Genomic DNA, 21,041 nt, shown 5'->3' on the forward strand with positions numbered 1-21,041 from the left:
GTGAGATGAAACATTACATCGAATTTGAATTGAAAAATACCTTTGGATATAGTATTGGGATAATTGTTGGTGGATTATTACCATTAATGCTAGCTATAGGTGATTGTCACGCCTCCAATGATATAGAACAAAATAGGGAGCTGGCAGAAATGACTTTTACAATGTGTCTGCCAATGATACCATTGGGATTAGTTATGCTGCCTTTTACGATCGCTTTTGCTAAAGATATTGAGGAAGAAATATCTATACGGTTTTCTTTATTCGGTTATACAAAACTGAAACAACTGTTTGCAAAGTTTATTTCAATCCTTTTTATGGTTAATGGTATTTGTCTTCTCTATTTTCTGGTACTACAAGTTGTTCTTCCTTTACCTGTTCCTAGTTTAGCCGCCTTATTATTAATGATCTTTGGAATTTTAATAGTTACTATTTCTTTTTATTTTTTAGCATTTACTATTGCTTGGTTTTTTAAGGGATTTAATACTGTACAAGGAATTGCCATGGTTGCCTATTTTTGAATTGCTATCCTCACTGGTACAATTGGTAGTTTTGAATTTACAGGAATAATGAAAAAAATATCAGATTTTATTCCTTTCAACTCTTTCAGGATAGAGCTGGCAAAGCATTGGACGACAACAAGCTTTGATATGTCTAATGTATTCATACATTTAATTGTTTTTATGGTTTTTACGATTTTATTATTTTGTATTGCAAATATTTATTCAATTAAAAAATGAGGAGAGAAAGGTTTAGAATAAAAAAATAATATACATGTAATTTGTAGCATTTTCTATCTCATATTGTTGTTATAACCTATTCTGTTAATATGCAAATGGCTACATTAGTTTTTTGTATATTGTGTTCAAATGCATTGAGATTTCATTTTAGAAAATAAGAATAGAATAATTAGTTAGAAAGATATCGAAATATCAAGATAAAAAATACAGAAAATTCGGACTATTTAAGATTTTTATCAAAATTTAGAGAGGAAGAAAGATGACCCTACAAATTGAGAATTATTTAAAAGCTAATTGTTTATTTTAAATATATTTTTTCAGTATAATCTGATAGGTTGTTTTATAGTGCATAACATTAAAAATAGCAATTAATAAATCTTTGAATACTAAACCTACTAAAAAGAGAAGTGAAGAAAACTTCTGATTCAATGAATAATGGAATCTTTTCAAGCAGTTTATTTTATAAAGGAGCTTTTTTGTTCATTTTAATCACATATTTATCAATAATTTGAGGAATGTTTAAAAAAATTAATCTTTACAAGATTCCCTGCAAGGCATTATTGTATTTGGATTGATAATTTCCGATAGAAAAAAGAAGAAATTGATCTAGTATAGAAATTATTTAAAATACTTTTATCAATACGGGCGTTTAAACAAAAGAAAAGAATCCTTGTTCAACAAGGATTCTTTTCTGCTTTCAACTACTAAAATAGTTGTATTATCGCTTAGCGGCGAATTTCTTTGATACGTGCAGCTTTTCCGTGAAGTGCGCGTAGGTAATAAAGTTTTGCACGACGAACTTTACCATAACGAACAACTTCAATTTGGGCAACACGTGGTGTGTGTAATGGGAAAGTACGTTCAACACCAATACCATTAGATATTTTACGAACGGTATAAGTTTCGCTGATACCAGCGCCACGGCGTTTAATAACTACACCTTCAAATATTTGGATACGTTCACGAGTACCCTCAACAACTTTGGCATGGACACGTACAGTATCACCAGGACGAAAAGCTGGAATATCAGTACGTAATTGTTCTTGTGTCAATTCTTGAATTAATGGATTCATATTAATTTTCTCCTTATTTCCAAATGTTCTTATGAATTCTCTTTCACAGCGGAACATTGTAATCGTTGGGGATAATACCCACCAAATTAGTCTACCATAAATAATAATCACTTGTAAAGAAATTTTTATGAACTATTCTTTGTCCTCTTCAGCGATAATTTCATCCAATAATTGTCGATCTTCTTCCGTTAATTTGAAATTTGTTAATAAATCGGGACGTCTTAGGTAGGTACGTCGTAAAGATTCTTTTTTTTGCCAGTTAGCGATGAGACGATGATTGCCATTTGTTAATACTTCTGGTACTGACATATCATTAAAGTTAGCAGGTCGTGTATATTGAGGGTGTTCAAGCAAACCTGTACTATAAGAGTCTGTTTGAGCAGATAGATCATTTCCTAATACACTGGGCAATAAACGGACAGTTGCATCAATCATTACCATGGCACCTAATTCACCACCTGTTAAAACGTAATCACCCAAAGAAACTTCATCAGTGACTAAGGAACGGATACGTTCATCGTAGCCTTCGTAGTGACCACAAATAAAAATTAATTGTTCCTCTTTTGCGAACTCCTCAGCCATGGTTTGATCAAAGGGTGTACCTGCAGGATCCAATAAAATGATTCGTTTTTTTATATGTGGTGTTTCTTGTTTAATCTCTTGTAAGTTATCATAAACTGGCTGCACTTTTAGTAACATGCCGGCACCACCACCATAAGGATAGTCATCTACTGTTTGATGCTTATTGTCTGAAAATTCTCTGAAATTAGAGATATGAATATTTAATAATTCTTTATCTACAGCCTTACCAATAATGGATTCACCAAGTGGGCCTTCAAACATTCTTGGGAATAAGGTTAATATATCAATTCTCATCATCAATGAGTCCTTCTGGAATTATGACCTGCACACTCTTATTTGTTAGGTCAACGGATTGGATAACCGAATCAATATAAGGTAATAAAAGCTCCGTTCCATCATTTTGCTTTACTACCCAAACATCGTTAGCGCCGGGTGAAAGGATTTCTTTAATATGACCAATTTTCTGTCCTTGATCATCAATGACAGTTAATCCAATAATTTCATGATAATAAAATTCATTTTCAGGTAGATCACTTAATTGACTTTTTTTGACTTTAAGAATACCATCACGATAATTCTCTACGTCATTGATTGATGGATGATTTTCAAAACTTAAAATATCAAAGTTTTTATGCTTTCGATGTGATTTTATAACTAATTCAATTGGTTCTTTATCTTTATTAAATAAAGTTAATTTTGCGCCTCTTTTATAGCGTTCTTCTGGGAAATCAGTTTGTGAGATGACCCGTACCTCGCCTTTAATTCCTTGTGTATTAACGATTTTTCCAACATTTAAGTATTCTGTCACCATGAATCCCCATTTCTTTCATTATCTGTTTTATTTTAGCATTTTTATGCCTGAATTACTATCTTTACCTAACTAGTTATACTATTAATTAAAAATAATGAAAAGAAGTGTCTATTTGATTAAGAAAAGTAAAAAGTTTGGTAAATTAAAAAAGTTATAGGGGTTAATTCTTGATAGAGAAATTTATTTGAATTCGCACAAGCATAAGAAATCATGGTATAATAAAAGGTAGTGACAAAAATAATATCCTATACATTTCCTGTAATTTTGCTATAGGACAATTCATTACTAGTAGACGTATATTATGAAAAGTTTTGTTTCAGTAAAAACCAAAAAATGAATAGACATTTTTTCAATCTTTGTTACTCGTATTTCTAAGTAAAGAAATGGCAATTTGCATACTATTTATCTATAATGATTGTTTTTAAAAACCAGCTGCATCAAGAAAAATTTTTGAAAATCGATTTGAAGTGTTGACTATTTTTAGCAAAATCGATAACCTAGAAAGTGTTGAAGATTGGGGTATTTAGTATGGAAATTGAAAAGACAAATCGTATGAATGCATTATTTGAATTTTATGCGACATTATTAACAGAAAAACAGATGAATTATATTGAGCTATACTATGCAGATGATTTTTCATTGGGTGAAATTGCAGAAGAATACCAAGTCAGTCGTCAAGCCGTTTATGATAATATTAAACGAACAGAAAAAATTTTAGAAGAATATGAACGGAAACTACATCTATATTCTAATTATATAGTAAGAAGAGATATTCTAGATCAATTAACTATTTACATAAAAGAGACCTATCCAAAAGATCAGGCATTAATCAATTACATTTTACAAATTCAAGAAGTAGAGGAATGAAATAATGGCTTTTGAAAATCTAACAGAACGCTTACAACAAGCAATGGGAAAACTACGTCGTAAGGGCAAGGTAACAGAGGCAGACGTAAAAGAAATGATGAGAGAAATCCGCTTAGCTTTACTTGAAGCAGATGTAAATCTACAAGTTATAAAAGATTTTGTTAAACGTGTACGTGAGCGGGCAGTAGGAACGGAAGTACTAGAGAGCTTAACACCTGCACAGCAAATTGTAAAAATAGTCGATGAAGAATTAACTAAAACATTAGGCTCTGAAGCTGTTGGGTTAAATAAAGCACCTAAAATCCCAACAATTATTATGATGGCTGGTTTACAAGGTGCAGGGAAAACAACTTTTACTGGAAAACTAGCTAACTATTTGATTAAACAGGAAAATGCTCGTCCATTAATGATTGCTGCTGATGTTTATCGGCCAGCAGCCATTGAACAATTAAAGGTATTAGGCCAACAATTAGATGTTCCGGTTTTTGATAAAGGAACAGAAATCAATCCAGTTGAAATTGTTCGTCAGGGAATAGCTCTAGCAAAAGAAAAAAAAATGACTATGTCTTGATTGATACAGCTGGACGTTTGCATATTGATGAAGCATTAATGGATGAATTAAAGCAAATTAAAGAATTAGCACAACCTAATGAGATTTTGCTCGTTGTCGATGCCATGACAGGACAAGATGCAGTAAATGTTGCTGAAAGTTTTAATCAACAATTAGGCATTACAGGAGTGGTAATCACTAAATTAGATAGTGATACAAGAGGTGGAGCTGCACTATCCATACGGGCAGTTACTGGAGCGCCTATTAAATATGTTGGTTCAGGCGAGAAGCTAACAGACTTAGAAGTCTTTCATCCTGATCGTATGTCAAGCCGTATTTTAGGTATGGGTGACATGCTGACTTTAATTGAAAAAGCACAGCAAGATTATGATGAAAAAAAGGCAGAAGAACTTGCTAAGAAAATGAATGAAAATCGTTTTAATTTCAATGATTTTATCGAACAACTTGATCAAGTAATGGGAATGGGTCCCCTTGAAGATTTGGTTAAAATGATTCCTGGCATGAATAATATGCCCGGAATGGATAATATTAAGGTAGATCCTAAAGATATTGAACGCAAACGAGCAATCGTGTTTTCAATGACGCCTGCTGAAAGGGAAAATCCTGACTTATTGAATCCAAGTAGACGCAGACGAATTGCAGCTGGATCTGGAAATAGCGTAATAGAAGTAAATCGTATGATTAAACAATTTAAGGAATCACAAAAAATGATGCAACAGATGTCTAAAGGAAATATGAACATTCCTGGTATGGATCAAATGCTTGGTGGCGGTATTAAGGGAAAACTTGGAAAAATGGCTGTCAATCGTATGATGAAGAAAAAGAAAAAGAAGAAGAAAAAGAAATAAAATGAATTTAATTCATGACATTCACTTTTTACATTCATTTTTTCCAACTAATAATAAAATAGCATCCTTGCTAGAAAATAATAGTAGGGTGCTATTTTATTATTAGTTGTTTTTCATTTAGTTAATTTTTCAAAAAAGTCGATATAAGCATTTATAATAGTTTTTAAAAAATCTAGGGTGTTTTTGGCAACAGTGCCGTCTTCACCTAACAGGTTTGTTACATTACAGATATAAGCTTCAGGTTGTTGTAGTGTTGGAACTTTTACAAAGACCAGTGATTGTCTTAAATGATGATTGGCACCAAAGCCTCCGATTGCTCCTGGAGCTACACTGATAACTAATGCAGGCTTGTTATCCCAAGCGTTTTTTCCAAATGGACGTGAACCAACGTCTAAAGCATTTTTCAAAAGAGGAGGAACAGAGCGATTATACTCTGGTGTCACAAAAATAATACCGTCTAATTGCCTGATTTCTTTTCTGAATGTTTTCCAAGCCTCTGTAGGCATGGAGTCATCGTCTAAATCTTGATTATATATTTCTAAATGACTCAGATCAACAAATACTGGGGTATAATCTTGAGGTAAAAGTTTAGCAACTGCCTGCGCAATTTGTTTACTATAAGATCCTTTTCTTAAGCTTCCTACAAGAAAACCAATTTTTTCTGCATAAATTCCTGCCTCCATTCATTTTATTTCTATTATTTATTATAATACTCCTCCTATTATTTAGATAGAAATAGGCAATCTAGAAAACAGAAAGCGTCACTCCCTGTCTTTTAAATAAAATAGGTTGATATTTAAATAAAAACATTCTTAATTTCAATATATCATTCTCGGTAGCCAATAAATAAAATAAAAATTTATTTTAAGGTGTCAAGAAAAAAGTCTTTACAGTATTTGCTAAATCTGATAAACTAATAAATGTGAAAAAGTTAATGGAGGTGTAAAACAATGGCAGTAAAAATTCGCTTAAAACGTATGGGAGCTAAAAAAAATCCATTTTATCGTATTGTAGTTGCAGATTCTCGTTCTCCACGTGATGGACGTTTTATAGAAACTGTTGGTACATATAATCCTTTAAAGGATCCAGCAGAAGTAGTATTAAAAGAAGAATCAGTTTTAGATTGGTTATCTAAAGGTGCACAACCTTCTGATACAGTACGTAATATTTTGTCTAAAGAAGGCATTATGAAAAAACACCATGAAGCAAAATATACAAAGAAATAAGGGGATTAAGATGACAGTAGATGTAAAGGAATTAATCTTAACTATTGTTCGTCCATTAGTAAATCACCCAAATTTGATTGAGTTGACTGTAGAGGAAACTCAATCTTTCCTTGAATATAATTTAAAAATGACACCCGAGGATATGGGACATATTATTGGGAAACAAGGGCGAATTATAAAAGCTATCCGAACAATCATTTATAGTGTGCCAATTAATGGTACAAAAAAAATTCGTCTAAATATTATAAGTACCGATAATTAACAGGAAAAGGGTATAGACGATGAAAACTGTTTGTACTCTTTTTATTATCTTGAAAAGATAATGTTTAACTCGATTACATAAATTAATTCATCTATTTATTGATCTAGAGAATAAAAATAATAAACATGACTGTTGGTGAAACTTATCCTAAAATAGCACTTGACAAATAAATTAAAAAGATGAAAAATAAAGTAGAATGACATGGAAGGTTGGCAGAGTGGTAATGCACCGGACTCGAAATCCGGCGAACCGATAATATCGGCGCGCAGGTTCAAATCCTGTACCTTCCTTACACCTTATTACCTTGGTCCTTAGAAATTAACGTTTCTAAGGACCTTTTTATTTTGACCAAAACATTAATCCAGAAATAATATAATCAGTCATTTGGTTGATCTTTTTAAGCTTTCTCTTTTCTGGAATATACAGGTAATGAGCGCTGAACTTTTTGATTACTAGGAAATAATCGCAATATTCTATTTTATGGCAAATTCAGTTTCGCCAAATACAGTTCCCATACTTGCTGCTGTTAATGTCACTGGTGTTTTTGCATCTGTTAATTCATACGCTATTATATTAGAAACAATATTGCCTGGTTTAACATCAACATTCTCAGAAGCTTGATATTTATTATCTGATAATATAGCAGCTTTTAATGGTTCTGTTGCATTTTGATGGTATAGGTATTTCCTTTTAGGACCTTACCATCAAAGCTGGCTTCATCTGCTGATTTTACAAAGTCTGAACTGGTGACAGTCTTAGGAATCTTTTTCTTAGCAGCCTTTTTTTCATTTTTTATTGGATGACTAGAATTCGTTGATTCTTGAGATTTGGCAGCATCTTTGCTTGATCCACATGCAGAAAGTAACATTCCAAACGTTAATACCATACTTAAACTAATAATTTTTTTCATAAATACTCCTTATCTTTTATAATAATTAGGTATAGGAATTTAGGTTGTATTCATAAATATGCGGTGAAGATAGGAAAATTTAAAAGGTAAATCGTTTTATGAATACAAAATAGAACTAGTTATTTTAAAGAAAACGCTTCCTGATTACGATAAATATTATAATCAATTTATTTTTTCTAACTGGATAACTATAAATATATATAAAATTTGTCTTTTTGTAAATACAAAATCTCTAAAAATTAAAAATAAAATAAGTAATTGAACAGTTAATAATCGAGTTGTTTAGTTGATCCATTAAGTTGTTAAACAATGTGACTATAAAGCAAGCATAATGATTTTGATAGAATGATGGGATCTTAAAAGTACCGAAAAATTGTTTCTTAAAAAATTGAAATCTAATTATAAATAATGAATAAATTTATTGAGACTGAATTTAGATGTATTCATTGTATTAAAATTTCTATAATTTTAACAAATATACCATCATAGCAAAAATTATAGAATGGATTGATGAAATAATCTTAATCAGTTAAAAAAGAATTATTTAAAAGTTGAGAAATAGTCGCTTTGTAAAGATAAACAATGAAAAGTTCGTTTGAAAAATCAAATAAATAGTTAAACAGGTGGATAACTATTAAACATGGTAAAAACATTTAGTTATATTTATAGTAAATTACTAATAAAAGATTTTAAATGCTTATTTGATATGTTGGAGATTAAATGCATAGTTAAACAAAAATTTGCAGTTAATAAATCTGCTTAATTGCTAGTCTGATTAAAAAATTATAGTTAGGTACAAAGCTAACAATTCATCAAACGCATAATTTTTGTATCATAAAGAAAATAGCGGTATGCTATGTACAAAGAATGAATGAGGAGGACTTAAAAATGTCAGAAAAGATAAATCAAGTAAATAAACTATCAATGGATGCTAAGAAGGAAGTAGAACGTCTAGAAGATAAACGTCAAGAAGATTTAGGGAATTCGATTAATTATGTTGAAAATGAAATTCAAATTCAACGTTTATATGCACAAATAGATGCCTACACACAGGTACTAGATGTACTTAATCAATAATTAGTTAACACAGATAGATAAATAAATCTCTGAATATGTAAATCGTAGTTTAAATAAAAATGGTGTACAACTATTTTTGTTTGTTTCAATGAATATTAATGAAAAAACAATTAACCATTTGAAAGGTTGCTAGGAAAAAAGTTATAGTAAAAAATAATCAAAGAAAAAAACTGATGTATTCTCATCAGTTTTTTTTAATTAATTTAAAAATTGAGCAAACCGATATTGCCAGATTGCTTCAGTATGATCAATAATTGTTTCTGCATCTAATAAGTAGTTATCAAGTGTAGTACAGGCATTCTTACTAACAAAACATTTATATTCCAACCCGTGAGCCATACGTAATGTTGTATCAACACAATATTCAATTTGTGCTCCTGAGAATTCTAATTCTTGAATCGCCAATTTAGAAAGCAATGTTTGAAAGGGAAGTATGGTAAAAAGCATTAGCGTGATGTTTTTCAATCAACCAATCATCTTTATAATAATTAAGCTCTGGAAAAAAGTTCCAATCGGTTGATCCTCGCAATAAAGATTTATCACTATGTTGAATAAAAATAATTGGTTGATTCATTTTTCGATAGAAAGCAATGCGCTGATTCACTTTTTCTAATACATGTTTAAAATTATATAACTCATAACCAAGGCCAATTTGTAAATCAATCACAATTAACGCACGCTTAGCATTCATAATCAACTATATCCTCACATTTCATTTAAAGTGATTTTTTAATTAACAATTTTAAAAAATAATAACCTTTTTGTGAAATTTATAAGTAGTTATAAGTATCATATTGACAAGTAATAATGATTGATCACTATGATCAAATTTAGTTTTTATTATTTTATTAATAAAATAAAGATAATCTAACTTATATATTAAACATAGTTATCATTATTATTTATTATGTCGTTTTATTCACCTATGTAGCTGGGTAATGAGTTGTTTGAAAACTCCGAATTTCATCGGTTAGTTGTGAAATAAACTGACTTCCATTTTCACCATTTGTAAAGATCGTTAAAATAAAGGGATGTGGTGCTTCAAATATACCGATATCATGAATAAAGTTGTTATAGGAACCAATTTTATGAGCAACTTTATTTTTGGTCAGATCCGTTTCCATTCTTTCATGAAAGACTGTATTTTTCATATTTTCATAGATTTGTTGATATTCTTTATTTTTACTTTTTTGTTCGTAAAGAATGGTCAATATTCTTGCAGCATCTTTTGAATTAAAAGAGATATTTTCCAAATCATCAGGTGCTTTTTTCTTTAAATAACGACTATAAATTTCTTTTTTTGCTGTTTCACTACCACCTAGTGTATCATAGAGCATATTTTTAGCAATATTATCTGAATAGATAATCGCATATTTTTGTAAAGTACCTAGAGAATAGGCAGGTTGTGTATTGTAACAAAGAATACCAGTTCCTTCTTCATAATCTGTTTCTGCGTGATAGGGAATTTTATCTTGCCAGTTTTTTTCCCCACTTGTAACAGTATCAGCAACCAACATAGTCAATGGAACCTTGATTGTGCTTGCCGTATAAAATTCTTTTTGATCATTTACCGAACAATAATTACCAGTTGTTAAATCTATGTAAGAAATTCCTACTTCACCACTAAAAGAAGCAGCAGTGTCCATTAAGATGGTTGAGATATGTTTATAAAAATTTACTGATTCTTTCGTTGGACTCTTTGGTTTTTTTAATAGGTCTAATGGTTCTAAAGTCACTTTTTCTTTTTTGGATTGATGGTTCATTCTTATTATTCCTAATTCCTTCGCATAATTTATAGTATAAGGAGAAAGATAATAAATAAACCAGCAAAAACAAATGAAAAAAATAAAGCCATAAGGTAATAGTCTTTTCTTTTTCAAAATATAATGTCCCTTCTATGTTCCATGAGCTTAAAGAATAGTTAATTTCCTTAATTTCTCCCTATTTAATCATTTTTTTAACGATACTTCAAGTCACTCTATTTCTTAAGAATAACTTGCTGTGTCCAATATAATCATAAAGAAATCGTTTTCTTATAAGAAAGATAAATAAAAAATTATTAAAATTTTTAAATTATTCGCTCAAAAAACAAAAAAAGCGTAAGATTTCTTCCTCTTACGCCTTCGATTTACTAGCTTTTATTTAATAATTCATAGTGAAAAGTTGGAAAATGGATTAATGATGTGCTCTTTTCATAGAAGGTTCCCTTGTAATAAGAGGGAAAAACTTCAAACAATAAAGAGCTGCTAGACCTACCAAAATATAAATAATTCGAGCAAACATGGTTGTAGAACCACCCGTAATCATTGCAACTAGGTCAAATTCAAAGAATCCAACAAGAAGCCAATTTAACCCTCCAACAATAAGCAATGTTAAAGCAATACTGTCAAGTGCTTTCATTGTTTTTTCCTCCTTTTATTTGAATTATTTGTTAATACTAACACGATAAAAATACAAATGCGAAAAATTCGCTCCTATGAATAAATAAAAATAATGTTATAATAAAACGAAAAATATAAGAGAAAAAGAATAAGAAAAAATGCCAATAAATATGTTTTTTTAATTAATAAGAGTTATATTATAAATAAAGACTAATGAATGAGTAAAAAATGAAAAGATTTGCTTTTAGGTAAATAAGTTGTTAGTAGAATTGATTTAGATAAATGATAGTGAAATCCATAAAATTTTTCTTTGAATAACTTATTGGTGAAATGGTAATAGTGTAGCTGGTAGAAAAGGAAGTGTTTCTTGTTTGAAAAAAAAACAATGGATTTTATTTATTAGTATGCTTGTTCTATTGGGATTTTTTTTATTTTTGGGTACTAAGCAAAAATACCTGTCTAGGGTAACCCAAACGGCTAGTTTTGAAAAACAGATTGACACAATTATTGAAGAAGAACATTTTAAAGGAAGCCTTTTACTGATTGAGAATGAAAAACCAATTTTTTCAAAAGCATATGGGTACGCGGATAAAATAGAGAAAAGAGAAAATCAAGTAGAAGAAATCTATCCTATTGCATCATTGCAAAAAATTTTGACTGGTATTATTATTTTGCAGTTAATTCAAGAAAATAAATTAACAGCAAATACACGTTTGAGTCATTTTTATCCGAAAATTCCTCGAAGTCAACAGATTACCATTCGTGATCTATTGAACCATACATCAGGAATTTTTATGGAAGAGGCTGAACCTGCATGTTTGTTGCATGGTGAACAGGCACAAATAGACAACACCATAAATAATTTAACAGTTTCTGTGAATCAGGATTTTAACTATACGAATGGCAATTATACTTTGTTAGCAGGGATTATTTCTAAAGTTACCCATCATTCATATAATGTTGAATTTAAAAAAAGTATTATGATTCCTCTACATTTAACAAATACCTATTTATGGGAAGAACTACCCAAAGATCATTTATTACCAAAATCGTATATGTATGCTAATGAACAAGATTATCAACCAGATGATTTTCCAAACACAGATAAATTATTTTCAAGTTTATTAGGTGCCGGGAATATGTATATGTCAATGAATGATTTGTGGAAAGTTCTTAAAGCCATAACGAATGGAAAGTTATTTAACGCTACTCGGTACAATCAGTTAGCAACGATTGAACATGGCGGCTATCAGGCAGGCTTTTTTTATTATGATGGAATAAAATATGCAAAAGGATCCTTGGGCGGCTATAATACAGTGATTTATGGAGAGAAAGATAATCAAAATTTAGTGATTTTTTTTGGAAACCAACCACCTAAAAATGATACTGAACAATTTGCACAGCAACTTTATGATTTACTTAAATAACCAGTAATGGTTTAAAACAATCTTAGTATAGATATGATCCTGATAAATAATTTTAAATTATGACTAGATCGTTTTTGCCCTTTTATATGTGTACCTTTTTGAACAAGTTTAAACAAGATTAAAATATAAGAGAAAATCTATATTTTATTTCTAATAGATAGCCTTACTTAAATAAAATTCTATGAAAATGAAAAAGGAATCAATCAAATTTTTTCTGGTTAAATTTTTTGCTAGGTATCTTTTATTGTAAAAACAGTCAGAAATCACTGAACAAGTTATTTTAGTAGCATGAAAAAAAGAGATATAGAATGCTACATCTCTTTTTTATTGAAAATAATTGGGATGGTAGGGCTCGAACCTACACTTACCTGATTCAGAGTCAGGCGCCTTACCAATTTGGCCACATCCCAATTTTTTACAAATCATATTATACACCTAAATAGAAAAAATGAAAACAAAAAATTAAAAATAATTGGTTGTTAACAAATTAAAAAAGCCATTCATTAAATTGAGCAACGCAAAATGAATGACTTTTTTGTTTGTTCTATCTAGATTAAAAATATTATAATAAACTGAATAAAATAGGAGAAATGATGTTAAAATTCCTTTTTGTGTTCATTGATTGAAATTCAAAAGAATTCTTTTTATGAAATAATTCTTTTATTTTGCTGTTTGCAAAACAGTAATTTTTTCAACGGTCACTGGGCTTTTTGGTTTGGATTTTTCATTGCCAGAAGTAGAAGCCTCTGTTTCACCACTTGCAATTTTATCAACAACGTCCATTCCCTTAATTACTTGTCCGAATATGGTATAGTCACCATCAAGGTCGGGAGAACCACCTTTTTTGTAAGCTTGAATAATCTTTTCTGGATAGTCCTCTTTTAATAATCCATCAGATTTATCTTCTGTATTTTGAACAATAAAAAATTGGCTGCCATTCGTATTTTGTCCGGCATTTGCCATCGATAAGGCACCTCTTATATGGTATAGTTGATTAGAAATTTCGTTTTTAAAAGGTTTCTTCCAAATGCTTTCCCCGCCAGTTCCATCTCCTTTTGGATCTCCTCCTTGAATCATAAAGTCCTTTATAACACGATGAAATTTTGTATGGTTATAATAATTATTTTTGGCATGTTGAACAAAGTTCTCAACTGCTTTTGGTGCTATTTTTGGAAATAATTTTACTTGGATATTTCCTTCACCTGTTTGTATTTCAAGCAAATCCTCACTTGAAGTTACTGTGGTATTTAATTGAGGAAGCGTTAATGTATTTAGGTTTACTGTTTTTTTCTTTTTTTCTTTGTTTTGTGATGCAGGCGTTGAATGATTACTTGAAGAACTGGCTGTTGAATGGCAACCTGTAACTATTGCAAGGGATGTTGCCATCAAAAATGTTACCAATAGAATATTTTTCCATTTCATCGTCATATAAAAAAATCTTCCTTTCTGTTTAATGAATTTTTTTCTATCATAACAAACACCAATTAAAACTACCAGTTTAATTTAATTTTATAATACTATTTATTTCACAAAAATTGATGTTGGTAAATTAATGTAAATTAAAAAAGTCTTTTCTGATAGGCTTGATCAAACTGTTAGTTGAGAATTGGCGTAGAAAGCATTATACTAGTAAGGAAATTAAAAAAACTGGAGTTTATTCAATGAAATATACGATTAGAATTCTGATTGGCTTTTTCGCATTCTTATTTGTAGGATTGGTTGGTGCTGGTTTTTATTTTTATAATTATGCTATCGTTCCTTCAGAAAAAAGCTTTATAACGCACCAAGACAAACAATCTTTGAAAAAATTAACGACTGAGGAAGAATGGTTTAGAAAGAAACAGAACCGAACAGACTACTCACTTACTTCATACGATGGATTGAAATTAAAAGCCATCTATTTAGCAGCTGAGCATAAAACAACAAAAAATGTTATTATGGCGCATGGTTATACAAAAAGTGCTGAAGATATGGCTTCTTTTGCTAAAATGTACCATGATTTGGGTTATAATGTATTGATTCCTGATGCACGTGGCCATGGAAAAAGCGAAGGAAATTACATTGGTTTTGGTTGGCATGAACGTAAAGATTATTTACAATGGATAAACAAATTAATAACTATCAATGGAGAAGATGCTCAAATTACACTATATGGCATTAGCATGGGTGGAGCTACCGTTATGATGACAAGTGGAGAACCATTACCTAAAAACGTTAAAGCTATTGTTGAAGATTGTGGCTATACTTCAGCTAAGGAAGAGTTAAGTGATCAGTTAAAAAAGATGTTTCATTTACCAAGTTTTCCGTTAATTCCTATAACAAGTCTCATTACGAAGTTAAAAGCCGGTTATTTCTTTGGTGAAGCGAATGCTCTTACACAGTTGAAGAAAAATAAACTCCCTATATTGTTTATTCATGGTAAATCTGATACTTTTGTTCCTTTTAGTATGCTGGAAAAAGTTTATCAAGCAACAAGTGCCCCTAAAGAAAAATATATTGTTTCTGGTGCTGAACATGCTGAATCATATCAGAAAAACCCCAAGCAATATAAAACAAAGGTGGCTGAATTCTTAAAAAAATATATTATCGATTAGAATCAATTAAAGGAAGGTTTTATTTTAAAATGTGCATTAATTTGATTATGCATCATGTCTTCAGTTTTTAATATCAATATTTGTTAACAAGAAGAGAAGAGGAAAAAGTAATGAGGGAACAATTTATAGATTACCTACATTATCTACAAGTTGAGCGTGGTTTATCTATCAATACACGTAAAAGTTATGAACGTGATCTAAATAAATATTTACTTTTCCTGCAAAATCATAAAATTAATCATTGGCAAGACATTGATCGCTATACAGTAATGGAATTTTTGCAATCCTTACATGCAGAGAATTTGTCATCAGCCAGTGTGATTCGTATAATTTCTACCTTAAGAGGATTTCACCAATTTTTAAGACAAGAACAAATTACTGAATTTGATCCAATGCAGCACGTGGATTCACCTAAAAAGAAAAAACATTACCTAATGTTTTATCGTTAGATGAGGTAACAAAGCTGATCGAAACGCCAGATACTTCAACGCCATTAGGCATAAGAAATCGCACAATTTTAGAAGTTATGTATGCAACAGGCTTACGAGTGAGTGAGCTGGTAGAATTAAAATTAGGCGATTTGCATTTATCTATTGGGTTATTACAAACTTTAGGAAAAGGAGAGAAAGAACGGATTATTCCTTTAGGAGATTATGCAATTCAATGGATTCAAACCTATTTAGAGGAAGCAAGACCACAATTGGTAAAAAAGCAAGCGAATGAATTGCACTTATTTGTTAACCATCATGGTCAAAAGTTATCTAGACAGGGAATTTGGAAAAACCTTAAACAAATTGTTCGTGATGCGGGTATTAATAAAAACATTACGCCACATACATTAAGACATAGTTTTGCTACCCATTTATTAGAAAATGGCGCTGATTTGCGAATTGTTCAGGAATTACTTGGACATGCAGATATTTCAACAACTCAAATCTATACACATATTACAAAACAACGAATGACTGATGTGTATAAGAAACATTTTCCACGTGCCTAGAATTTAACAATACTGTTTGATTTACTAATCCAGCACATGTTTATTTTCTCTGTAGTCAATAATAAATAAAAGCAAATTTGATAGCATAAATGCAAGGTATTATTTTATTTATGTTTATTCTATCTTGGTTAAAAAAGCATTAGAAGATAAACAAGTAATTTTTAATCATAGCTTATTATAAAAAAGGGATAATCTAAAAAAGCAGGTGACTGATTTGCAAGAGATCAATGTAAAATTAGATGTTTTTGAAGGGCCGTTGGACCTGCTCTTACATTTAATTCAAAAAATGGAAATTGATATCTATGATATCCCAATCACAGAAGTAACGGCTCAATATATAAATTTTATTCATGCCATGCAAACCTTAGAACTTGAAGTAGCAGGAGAGTATCTGGTTATGGCAGCAACACTGATGGCGATTAAAAGTAAGACGTTACTGCCAAAGCAGGAGATAGAACCAATAAATATTGAAGAAGAAATGACAGAAGAAGATCCCAGAGATCAGTTGGTTTTACAATTATTGGAATATAGGAAATTTAAGTATGCTGCTACGGTCCTTCAAAAAAAAGAAACAGAGAGAAATCTACATTATACAAAAGAACCAATGGACATAGAAGAATATCAAGAAAACAATCTACCACTCTTATCCCCTAACCAGTTAAATACGATCGACTTATTTTTAGCTTTTCATCTGCTGTTAGAAAAAAGAAAAAAAAGAAAAACGGTAGCAACAACAATTGTTGAAGAAACTATTTCTATCGAAGAAAAAATTCGTTTTATCAATGAGCAATTGGCAATCCATGGAAAAACAAGAGGAATGGCATTTGAATGTTTTTGTCAAACGGAAACAAAATCGGAAATGATTATTACTTTTATGGCTTTATTAGAATTAATAAAAAAAGGAACGATTTATGCACAACAAGAAAACAATTATGATGAAATAATTATATATAGTAAGCAGGAGGAATGAGTGACAATGCTCGGTCAATTAGAAGCTATTCTTTTCATTGTTGGAAATGCAGGAATTAGTCTGGAAGAGATTTCAATTCTATTAGATATTTCAACAGCAAAAGCTTATGAAAATTTGCTTCTTTTAAAACAAAACTACCAAGAAAATACAAATTATGCCCTGATGATTTTAGAGACAGGAAATCATTTCATGTTATCAACAAAAACAAAGTATGCTCCATTGATAAAAAAATATGCTAAATCACCAATTTCAAATTCTTTATCTCAAGCGGCATTAGAAACTGTCGCCATTATTGCTTATAAACAACCCATTTCAAGAATTGAAATTGATGAAATACGAGGTGTACAGTCCGCTGGTCCAATTCAAAAATTGGTTATTTGCCAGCTGATTGAAGAAAAAGGACGACTTGATGGTCCCGGTAGAGCAATTTTATATGGCACGACTGATTATTTTATGGATTATTTTGGTCTTAAAAATTTAGAAGAATTACCAGATATTCAACAAATTGAAGAAAAATTTAATGAAGAGATACCAATGGATCTTTTCTTTGATCAACAAAGGGAGTCAACCAGTTTAGAAAAAGAGCATTAATTTGGAAAGAAGGAGAACAATGGATCGATTGCAAAAAGTACTAGCACATGCTGGAATAGCTTCAAGGCGAAAAGCTGAACAGATTATTTTAGAAGGACGAGTTAAGGTTAATGGAGAAATAATTAATGAATTAGGCCGGCAGGTAAGTAAACAAGATAAAATTGAAGTAGACAATGTTCCTATTTATCAAGAGGCACCTGTTTATTATTTATTTTATAAACCTAGAGGTATAATTACTTCTGTTTCTGACGATAAAAAAAGAAAAACAGTAGCTGATTATTTTTTACATAGTAATGAACGTGTTTATCCAGTGGGCCGGCTTGATTATGACACAACAGGCCTGCTTATTGTCACAAATGATGGCAGCCTAACACAACAACTAACACATCCTAGCCATGAAATTGATAAAGTTTATGTAGCTAAGGTGAAAGGAATTGCTTTAAGAAAGACTTTATTACCCTTAACAAAAGGAATTAAAATTAAAGGTAGAAAAACAGCTCCTGCTAATTTTCAAATTCTTTCAGTAGACACCAAAAAACAGACTAGTTTGGTTCAATTAACAATTCATGAAGGCAGAAATCATCAAGTGAAGGATATGCTAGATACTGTTGGATATCCTGTTCAAAAATTAAAAAGAGAGCGCATTGGTGATCTAACATTAGAAGGATTACATCCTGGTGAATATCGACGCTTAACAAAAAAAGAGATACATGCCTTACTGAATCATTAATAAACAAAGATTGAATTTTTTTAACAAGCATGATAAACTGAAAAAAAATAAATGGTTTGTCTTCAGGGCAGGGTGTAATTCCCGACCGGTGGTAATAGTCCACGACCCATTTCATTGAAATGGCTGATTTGGTGAAATTCCAATACCGACAGTATAGTCTGGATAAAGAAGATAGGGCTTATTTGAGTAGGTTCAAATGAGAAGATTAACTCTATTTTTCTTAACAGAAAGATAGAGTTTTTTATTTACAAAGGACTGAAAGAAAGTTCACAATTGAAGATAATCCCAATTGGAGGATTTAAAATGAAACAAAGTAACATTCAACGAATTGCTATTATTGCTATGTTATCTGCTATTGCAACAATCGTACAGTTCATTTCGGTACCTATTATTCCTTTATTTAGTTTTTTAATGATTGATCTAAGCGATATTCTTATCTTAATTAGTCTATTTTTATTGGGTCCAATTGCTGGTATTTCTACGGCTTTTATTCGTACTTGTTTACATCTTTTTTTCACAGGATTTGCATTGCAAAATCTAGTAGGAGATGGTGCTAGTTTTCTAGCGTCCCTATTTTTCACTTTACCTATTTACTATTTTTTTCAAGTTCGTTCATTCTCTTTTCATAAAACAATTGGTTTGATCGCTGGTACACTTTCTCTGACTTTATTCATGAGTATAGGGAATTATTTTATCATTACACCTATTTATTTGAAATTATTTGGGCTGACAGCAAAGCAGTTTTTAGGAACCAATCTAGCTACCTACATTACTTTTGGTATTATTCCATTTAATTTGATTAAGGGAGTATTAGTTAGTATTGTGTTCATGATTTTTTATATTAAAATTCACCCTTTCCTCACCAGACAAAGAAGAATAACCAAAGAGAAACATTCTTAATAATAGTAGAAAATTAGGAAAATAGGCAGCTCAATTATAAATAATTATCAAAAATATAGTTAGTCTTATAGTCATTTATCTATAAGAATTGCACGTACTGGACACTGATGGCAAGCATTGATCGCTTGTTGTTGATATGTAACTGGAATTGTTTCTTGATGCTGATTTGATAACTTATCTTTAAACATGACAACACCATCATCTGTATAATCAAAAATAGTGGGTGCGTAAATTTGACAAAGTCCACAAGCAATACATTTTTCACGTATGATTTCACACTGCATGATTGGTTTCACCTTCTTTTTATTTGGATTCATTGAAAGACTGTTTAATTTTTTTATCTATTTTATTTCAACCCATTAATTTACAATTTTATTATTTTTTGAAATATAAATCTTCCTCTTATTATAATAACCATTAATTAAATAAAAGAAAGAGATTTATTTAACCCATTAAAAGTTATTAGGATTCTTATTTATTGGAACATCAAGAAAGTTTTTAATCTTAAGACAGATAAAGTTTTTGAATACCAAAATAGAAAATAATAAATATAAATTTTATTAATCTGTTTAAAAAGTTAAATAAATGTTAAAAAATACAAAAAATTTTCTTGATTAATTGGCTTCTATTTTACTAACAATAAGATATCCAGTAAAATAAATACTTGTCAATACGAAATATTTAATAAAATTCTAATAGACAAGATTTTTTATTTTTCAAAAATGAAGCAATCTTATTATTTAGCATTAACCTAGATAAGATAATTTGATAAAATAAAAAATGAAAATTAAATTTTATTTTTTTAAGAGGCAACAAATGACAAGCTATGCTATAATAACAAATGATAGAATTTTAGGAGGAGACATGTGTGAGTAAAAGAGGCAAAAATAATCGAAAAAAAGTACAAGAACCCTGGGAACAATCTATTTATGAACCTGATCAAAATGGACGTGCATCCCGTCTTGAAAAAAGACAACAAAAAAAGGGTAACACCTTTTTTCTAACAATTTTAGTGATATTGTTGTTATTAATTATTACATTACCGATTGGCACTTATTTCTGGGCAACACGTGATAATAAGCCCGATACTTCTAAAAATGTAACGCAGTCTTCTTCAGTTGTTTCTTCTTCATCTGCTGAAGCTAAGTCTACTTCTGAAACTGAAACAAGTGCTCCAGAAGTATCTGAAACTGAAACAGAACAAGCAACAAATCAGAGGACAGAGGAATCGCAAACTTCTGTCTCATCAAGTGAGAGAGTACAGGACAGTCAAGAAGATGGAACTGGAACAAGCACTACTGTACAAAATGGCGAGGGACCACAACAGGTAGCTGAACGTAATGGTTTAACTGTTGAACAATTATTGCAATTAAATCCAACAATGAATTCAAATACCATGTTATATCCTGGTGATAAATTACGTATAAAATAAATTATATTGATTTTAGATAGTTGTCATAGAAAAGTCGGAAATTTATTCCGAC

The 21,041-nt window shown here is 30.4% G+C and carries 22 protein-coding genes, 2 tRNA genes, 3 pseudogenes and 1 riboswitch; of the genes and pseudogenes, 15 read left to right on the forward strand and 12 right to left on the reverse strand.

The annotated features are described in order from the left end of the window. Positions 1–5 precede the first annotated feature (5 nt). The gene (locus MPTP_RS04630; protein ID WP_013773930.1) at positions 6–518 is read left to right on the forward strand and encodes a hypothetical protein; all 513 of its coding nucleotides are present in this window, start codon (positions 6–8) and stop codon (positions 516–518) included. Positions 519–1,462: 944 nt separating this feature from the next. Here the strand turns inward: MPTP_RS04630 and rplS are convergent. The 3 genes from rplS to rimM form a co-directional block, all read right to left on the reverse strand. Next, complete coding sequence (rplS, locus tag MPTP_RS04635; protein ID WP_013773931.1) at positions 1,463–1,810, reverse strand: 50S ribosomal protein L19; 348 nt, start codon at positions 1,808–1,810, stop codon at positions 1,463–1,465. A gap of 132 nt (positions 1,811–1,942) precedes the next feature. Next, positions 1,943–2,686 (reverse strand): tRNA (guanosine(37)-N1)-methyltransferase TrmD, encoded by a 744-nt coding sequence (gene trmD / locus MPTP_RS04640; protein WP_013773932.1) that lies wholly within the window; start codon positions 2,684–2,686, stop codon positions 1,943–1,945. Next, on the reverse strand, positions 2,676–3,200 hold the full coding sequence (gene rimM / locus MPTP_RS04645) for a ribosome maturation factor RimM (RefSeq protein ID WP_015694957.1): 525 nt from the start codon (positions 3,198–3,200) through the stop codon (positions 2,676–2,678). The genes trmD and rimM overlap by 11 nt, the downstream gene beginning before the upstream one ends. 531 nt (positions 3,201–3,731) lie before the next feature. On the opposite strand from rimM, the gene MPTP_RS04650 reads away from it, so the two are divergent. Both MPTP_RS04650 and ffh read left to right on the forward strand, forming a co-directional pair. Then, positions 3,732–4,070, forward strand: coding sequence for a putative DNA-binding protein (locus MPTP_RS04650; protein ID WP_013773934.1), 339 nt, complete (start codon positions 3,732–3,734; stop codon positions 4,068–4,070). Positions 4,071–4,074: 4 nt separating this feature from the next. Beyond that, positions 4,075–5,489: pseudogene (ffh, locus tag MPTP_RS04655) on the forward strand (signal recognition particle protein). Between the two features lie 113 nt (positions 5,490–5,602). Here the strand turns inward: ffh and MPTP_RS04660 are convergent. After that, positions 5,603–6,172 carry an NADPH-dependent FMN reductase gene (locus tag MPTP_RS04660; RefSeq protein ID WP_013773935.1) on the reverse strand — a complete coding sequence of 190 codons (570 nt, stop codon included), beginning with the start codon at positions 6,170–6,172 and terminating at the stop codon, positions 5,603–5,605. A gap of 267 nt (positions 6,173–6,439) precedes the next feature. Here MPTP_RS04660 and rpsP point away from each other — a divergent pair, with 267 nt between their 5' ends. From rpsP to MPTP_RS04675, 3 genes are all read left to right on the forward strand, one after another. Then, a complete protein-coding gene (rpsP, locus tag MPTP_RS04665; protein ID WP_013773936.1) occupies positions 6,440–6,715 on the forward strand; it encodes a 30S ribosomal protein S16 in 276 nt (91 codons plus the stop codon). 10 nt (positions 6,716–6,725) lie between these two features. Continuing rightward, on the forward strand, positions 6,726–6,977 hold the full coding sequence (locus MPTP_RS04670) for a KH domain-containing protein (protein WP_013773937.1): 252 nt from the start codon (positions 6,726–6,728) through the stop codon (positions 6,975–6,977). Between the two features lie 203 nt (positions 6,978–7,180). Next, positions 7,181–7,267, forward strand: a tRNA-Ser gene (locus MPTP_RS04675). Between the two features lie 183 nt (positions 7,268–7,450). Here MPTP_RS04675 and MPTP_RS10370 read toward each other — a convergent pair. Continuing rightward, positions 7,451–7,618, reverse strand: a complete 168-nt coding sequence (locus tag MPTP_RS10370; protein WP_080580440.1) for a DUF4352 domain-containing protein — start codon at positions 7,616–7,618, stop codon at positions 7,451–7,453. Positions 7,619–7,626: 8 nt separating this feature from the next. Continuing rightward, a complete protein-coding gene (locus tag MPTP_RS04680) occupies positions 7,627–7,887 on the reverse strand; it encodes a hypothetical protein (RefSeq protein WP_013773938.1) in 261 nt (86 codons plus the stop codon). A gap of 888 nt (positions 7,888–8,775) precedes the next feature. Between MPTP_RS04680 and MPTP_RS04685 the strand changes: the two genes are divergently transcribed. Beyond that, entirely contained in the window at positions 8,776–8,964 is a 189-nt protein-coding gene (locus tag MPTP_RS04685) for a hypothetical protein (RefSeq protein WP_013773939.1), read from the forward strand. A gap of 198 nt (positions 8,965–9,162) precedes the next feature. Here MPTP_RS04685 and MPTP_RS04690 read toward each other — a convergent pair. From MPTP_RS04690 to MPTP_RS04700, 3 genes and pseudogenes are all read right to left on the reverse strand, one after another. Beyond that, positions 9,163–9,655: pseudogene (locus MPTP_RS04690) on the reverse strand (cysteine hydrolase family protein). 232 nt (positions 9,656–9,887) lie between these two features. Beyond that, positions 9,888–10,844, reverse strand: coding sequence for a serine hydrolase (locus MPTP_RS04695; RefSeq protein WP_013773942.1), 957 nt, complete (start codon positions 10,842–10,844; stop codon positions 9,888–9,890). A gap of 295 nt (positions 10,845–11,139) precedes the next feature. Beyond that, the gene (locus tag MPTP_RS04700) at positions 11,140–11,364 is read right to left on the reverse strand and encodes a DUF378 domain-containing protein (protein ID WP_013773943.1); all 225 of its coding nucleotides are present in this window, start codon (positions 11,362–11,364) and stop codon (positions 11,140–11,142) included. Between the two features lie 352 nt (positions 11,365–11,716). On the opposite strand from MPTP_RS04700, the gene MPTP_RS04705 reads away from it, so the two are divergent. Further along, positions 11,717–12,772, forward strand: a complete 1,056-nt coding sequence (locus MPTP_RS04705) for a serine hydrolase domain-containing protein (protein WP_013773944.1) — start codon at positions 11,717–11,719, stop codon at positions 12,770–12,772. A 337-nt stretch (positions 12,773–13,109) separates the two neighbouring features. Here the strand turns inward: MPTP_RS04705 and MPTP_RS04710 are convergent. Continuing rightward, positions 13,110–13,182, reverse strand: a tRNA-Gln gene (locus MPTP_RS04710). A gap of 250 nt (positions 13,183–13,432) precedes the next feature. Continuing rightward, a complete protein-coding gene (locus MPTP_RS04715; RefSeq protein ID WP_375782327.1) occupies positions 13,433–14,194 on the reverse strand; it encodes a peptidylprolyl isomerase in 762 nt (253 codons plus the stop codon). A 239-nt stretch (positions 14,195–14,433) separates the two neighbouring features. Between MPTP_RS04715 and MPTP_RS04720 the strand changes: the two genes are divergently transcribed. The 6 genes and pseudogenes from MPTP_RS04720 (at position 14,434) to MPTP_RS04745 (ending at position 19,557) form a co-directional block, all read left to right on the forward strand. Next, complete coding sequence (locus MPTP_RS04720; RefSeq protein ID WP_013773946.1) at positions 14,434–15,366, forward strand: alpha/beta hydrolase; 933 nt, start codon at positions 14,434–14,436, stop codon at positions 15,364–15,366. A 110-nt stretch (positions 15,367–15,476) separates the two neighbouring features. Further along, positions 15,477–16,366, forward strand: a pseudogene (gene xerD / locus MPTP_RS10230) (site-specific tyrosine recombinase XerD). Between the two features lie 205 nt (positions 16,367–16,571). Beyond that, on the forward strand, positions 16,572–17,336 hold the full coding sequence (locus tag MPTP_RS04730) for a segregation/condensation protein A (protein WP_172956376.1): 765 nt from the start codon (positions 16,572–16,574) through the stop codon (positions 17,334–17,336). Beyond that, positions 17,337–17,927, forward strand: a complete 591-nt coding sequence (gene scpB, locus MPTP_RS04735; RefSeq protein WP_013773948.1) for an SMC-Scp complex subunit ScpB — start codon at positions 17,337–17,339, stop codon at positions 17,925–17,927. A gap of 19 nt (positions 17,928–17,946) precedes the next feature. Continuing rightward, complete coding sequence (locus MPTP_RS04740) at positions 17,947–18,657, forward strand: pseudouridine synthase (protein ID WP_013773949.1); 711 nt, start codon at positions 17,947–17,949, stop codon at positions 18,655–18,657. A 54-nt stretch (positions 18,658–18,711) separates the two neighbouring features. Then, positions 18,712–18,834: riboswitch (FMN riboswitch) on the forward strand. Between the two features lie 126 nt (positions 18,835–18,960). Next, positions 18,961–19,557, forward strand: coding sequence for an ECF transporter S component (locus MPTP_RS04745; RefSeq protein WP_013773950.1), 597 nt, complete (start codon positions 18,961–18,963; stop codon positions 19,555–19,557). A 71-nt stretch (positions 19,558–19,628) separates the two neighbouring features. Here the strand turns inward: MPTP_RS04745 and MPTP_RS04750 are convergent, their stop codons facing one another. Next, complete coding sequence (locus MPTP_RS04750) at positions 19,629–19,841, reverse strand: ferredoxin (protein WP_013773951.1); 213 nt, start codon at positions 19,839–19,841, stop codon at positions 19,629–19,631. Positions 19,842–20,425: 584 nt separating this feature from the next. On the opposite strand from MPTP_RS04750, the gene MPTP_RS04755 reads away from it, so the two are divergent. Then, complete coding sequence (locus MPTP_RS04755; RefSeq protein ID WP_013773952.1) at positions 20,426–20,989, forward strand: SAG1386/EF1546 family surface-associated protein; 564 nt, start codon at positions 20,426–20,428, stop codon at positions 20,987–20,989. Positions 20,990–21,041: the final 52 nt, after the last annotated feature.

This window comes from Melissococcus plutonius ATCC 35311 (genome assembly GCF_000270185.1).
GTDB classification, from domain to species: domain Bacteria; phylum Bacillota; class Bacilli; order Lactobacillales; family Enterococcaceae; genus Melissococcus; species Melissococcus plutonius.

What these genes read in the sequence shown, in the direction of transcription:
- MPTP_RS04745 (WP_013773950.1), top strand. Translation starts at nt 18,961, where the DNA reads ATGAAACAAAGTAACATTCAACGAATTGCTATTATTGCTATGTTATCT.
- MPTP_RS04670 (WP_013773937.1), top strand. Translation starts at nt 6,726, where the DNA reads ATGACAGTAGATGTAAAGGAATTAATCTTAACTATTGTTCGTCCATTA.
- MPTP_RS04685 (WP_013773939.1), top strand. Translation starts at nt 8,776, where the DNA reads ATGTCAGAAAAGATAAATCAAGTAAATAAACTATCAATGGATGCTAAG.
- MPTP_RS04630 (WP_013773930.1), top strand. Translation starts at nt 6, where the DNA reads ATGAAACATTACATCGAATTTGAATTGAAAAATACCTTTGGATATAGT.
- MPTP_RS04700 (WP_013773943.1), bottom strand. Translation starts at nt 11,364, where the DNA reads ATGAAAGCACTTGACAGTATTGCTTTAACATTGCTTATTGTTGGAGGG.
- MPTP_RS04715 (WP_375782327.1), bottom strand. Translation starts at nt 14,194, where the DNA reads ATGAAATGGAAAAATATTCTATTGGTAACATTTTTGATGGCAACATCC.
- MPTP_RS04750 (WP_013773951.1), bottom strand. Translation starts at nt 19,841, where the DNA reads ATGCAGTGTGAAATCATACGTGAAAAATGTATTGCTTGTGGACTTTGT.
- trmD (WP_013773932.1), bottom strand. Translation starts at nt 2,686, where the DNA reads ATGAGAATTGATATATTAACCTTATTCCCAAGAATGTTTGAAGGCCCA.
- MPTP_RS04650 (WP_013773934.1), top strand. Translation starts at nt 3,732, where the DNA reads ATGGAAATTGAAAAGACAAATCGTATGAATGCATTATTTGAATTTTAT.
- MPTP_RS04740 (WP_013773949.1), top strand. Translation starts at nt 17,947, where the DNA reads ATGGATCGATTGCAAAAAGTACTAGCACATGCTGGAATAGCTTCAAGG.
- rpsP (WP_013773936.1), top strand. Translation starts at nt 6,440, where the DNA reads ATGGCAGTAAAAATTCGCTTAAAACGTATGGGAGCTAAAAAAAATCCA.
- rplS (WP_013773931.1), bottom strand. Translation starts at nt 1,810, where the DNA reads ATGAATCCATTAATTCAAGAATTGACACAAGAACAATTACGTACTGAT.
- MPTP_RS04660 (WP_013773935.1), bottom strand. Translation starts at nt 6,172, where the DNA reads ATGGAGGCAGGAATTTATGCAGAAAAAATTGGTTTTCTTGTAGGAAGC.
- MPTP_RS04720 (WP_013773946.1), top strand. Translation starts at nt 14,434, where the DNA reads ATGAAATATACGATTAGAATTCTGATTGGCTTTTTCGCATTCTTATTT.
- MPTP_RS04680 (WP_013773938.1), bottom strand. Translation starts at nt 7,887, where the DNA reads ATGAAAAAAATTATTAGTTTAAGTATGGTATTAACGTTTGGAATGTTA.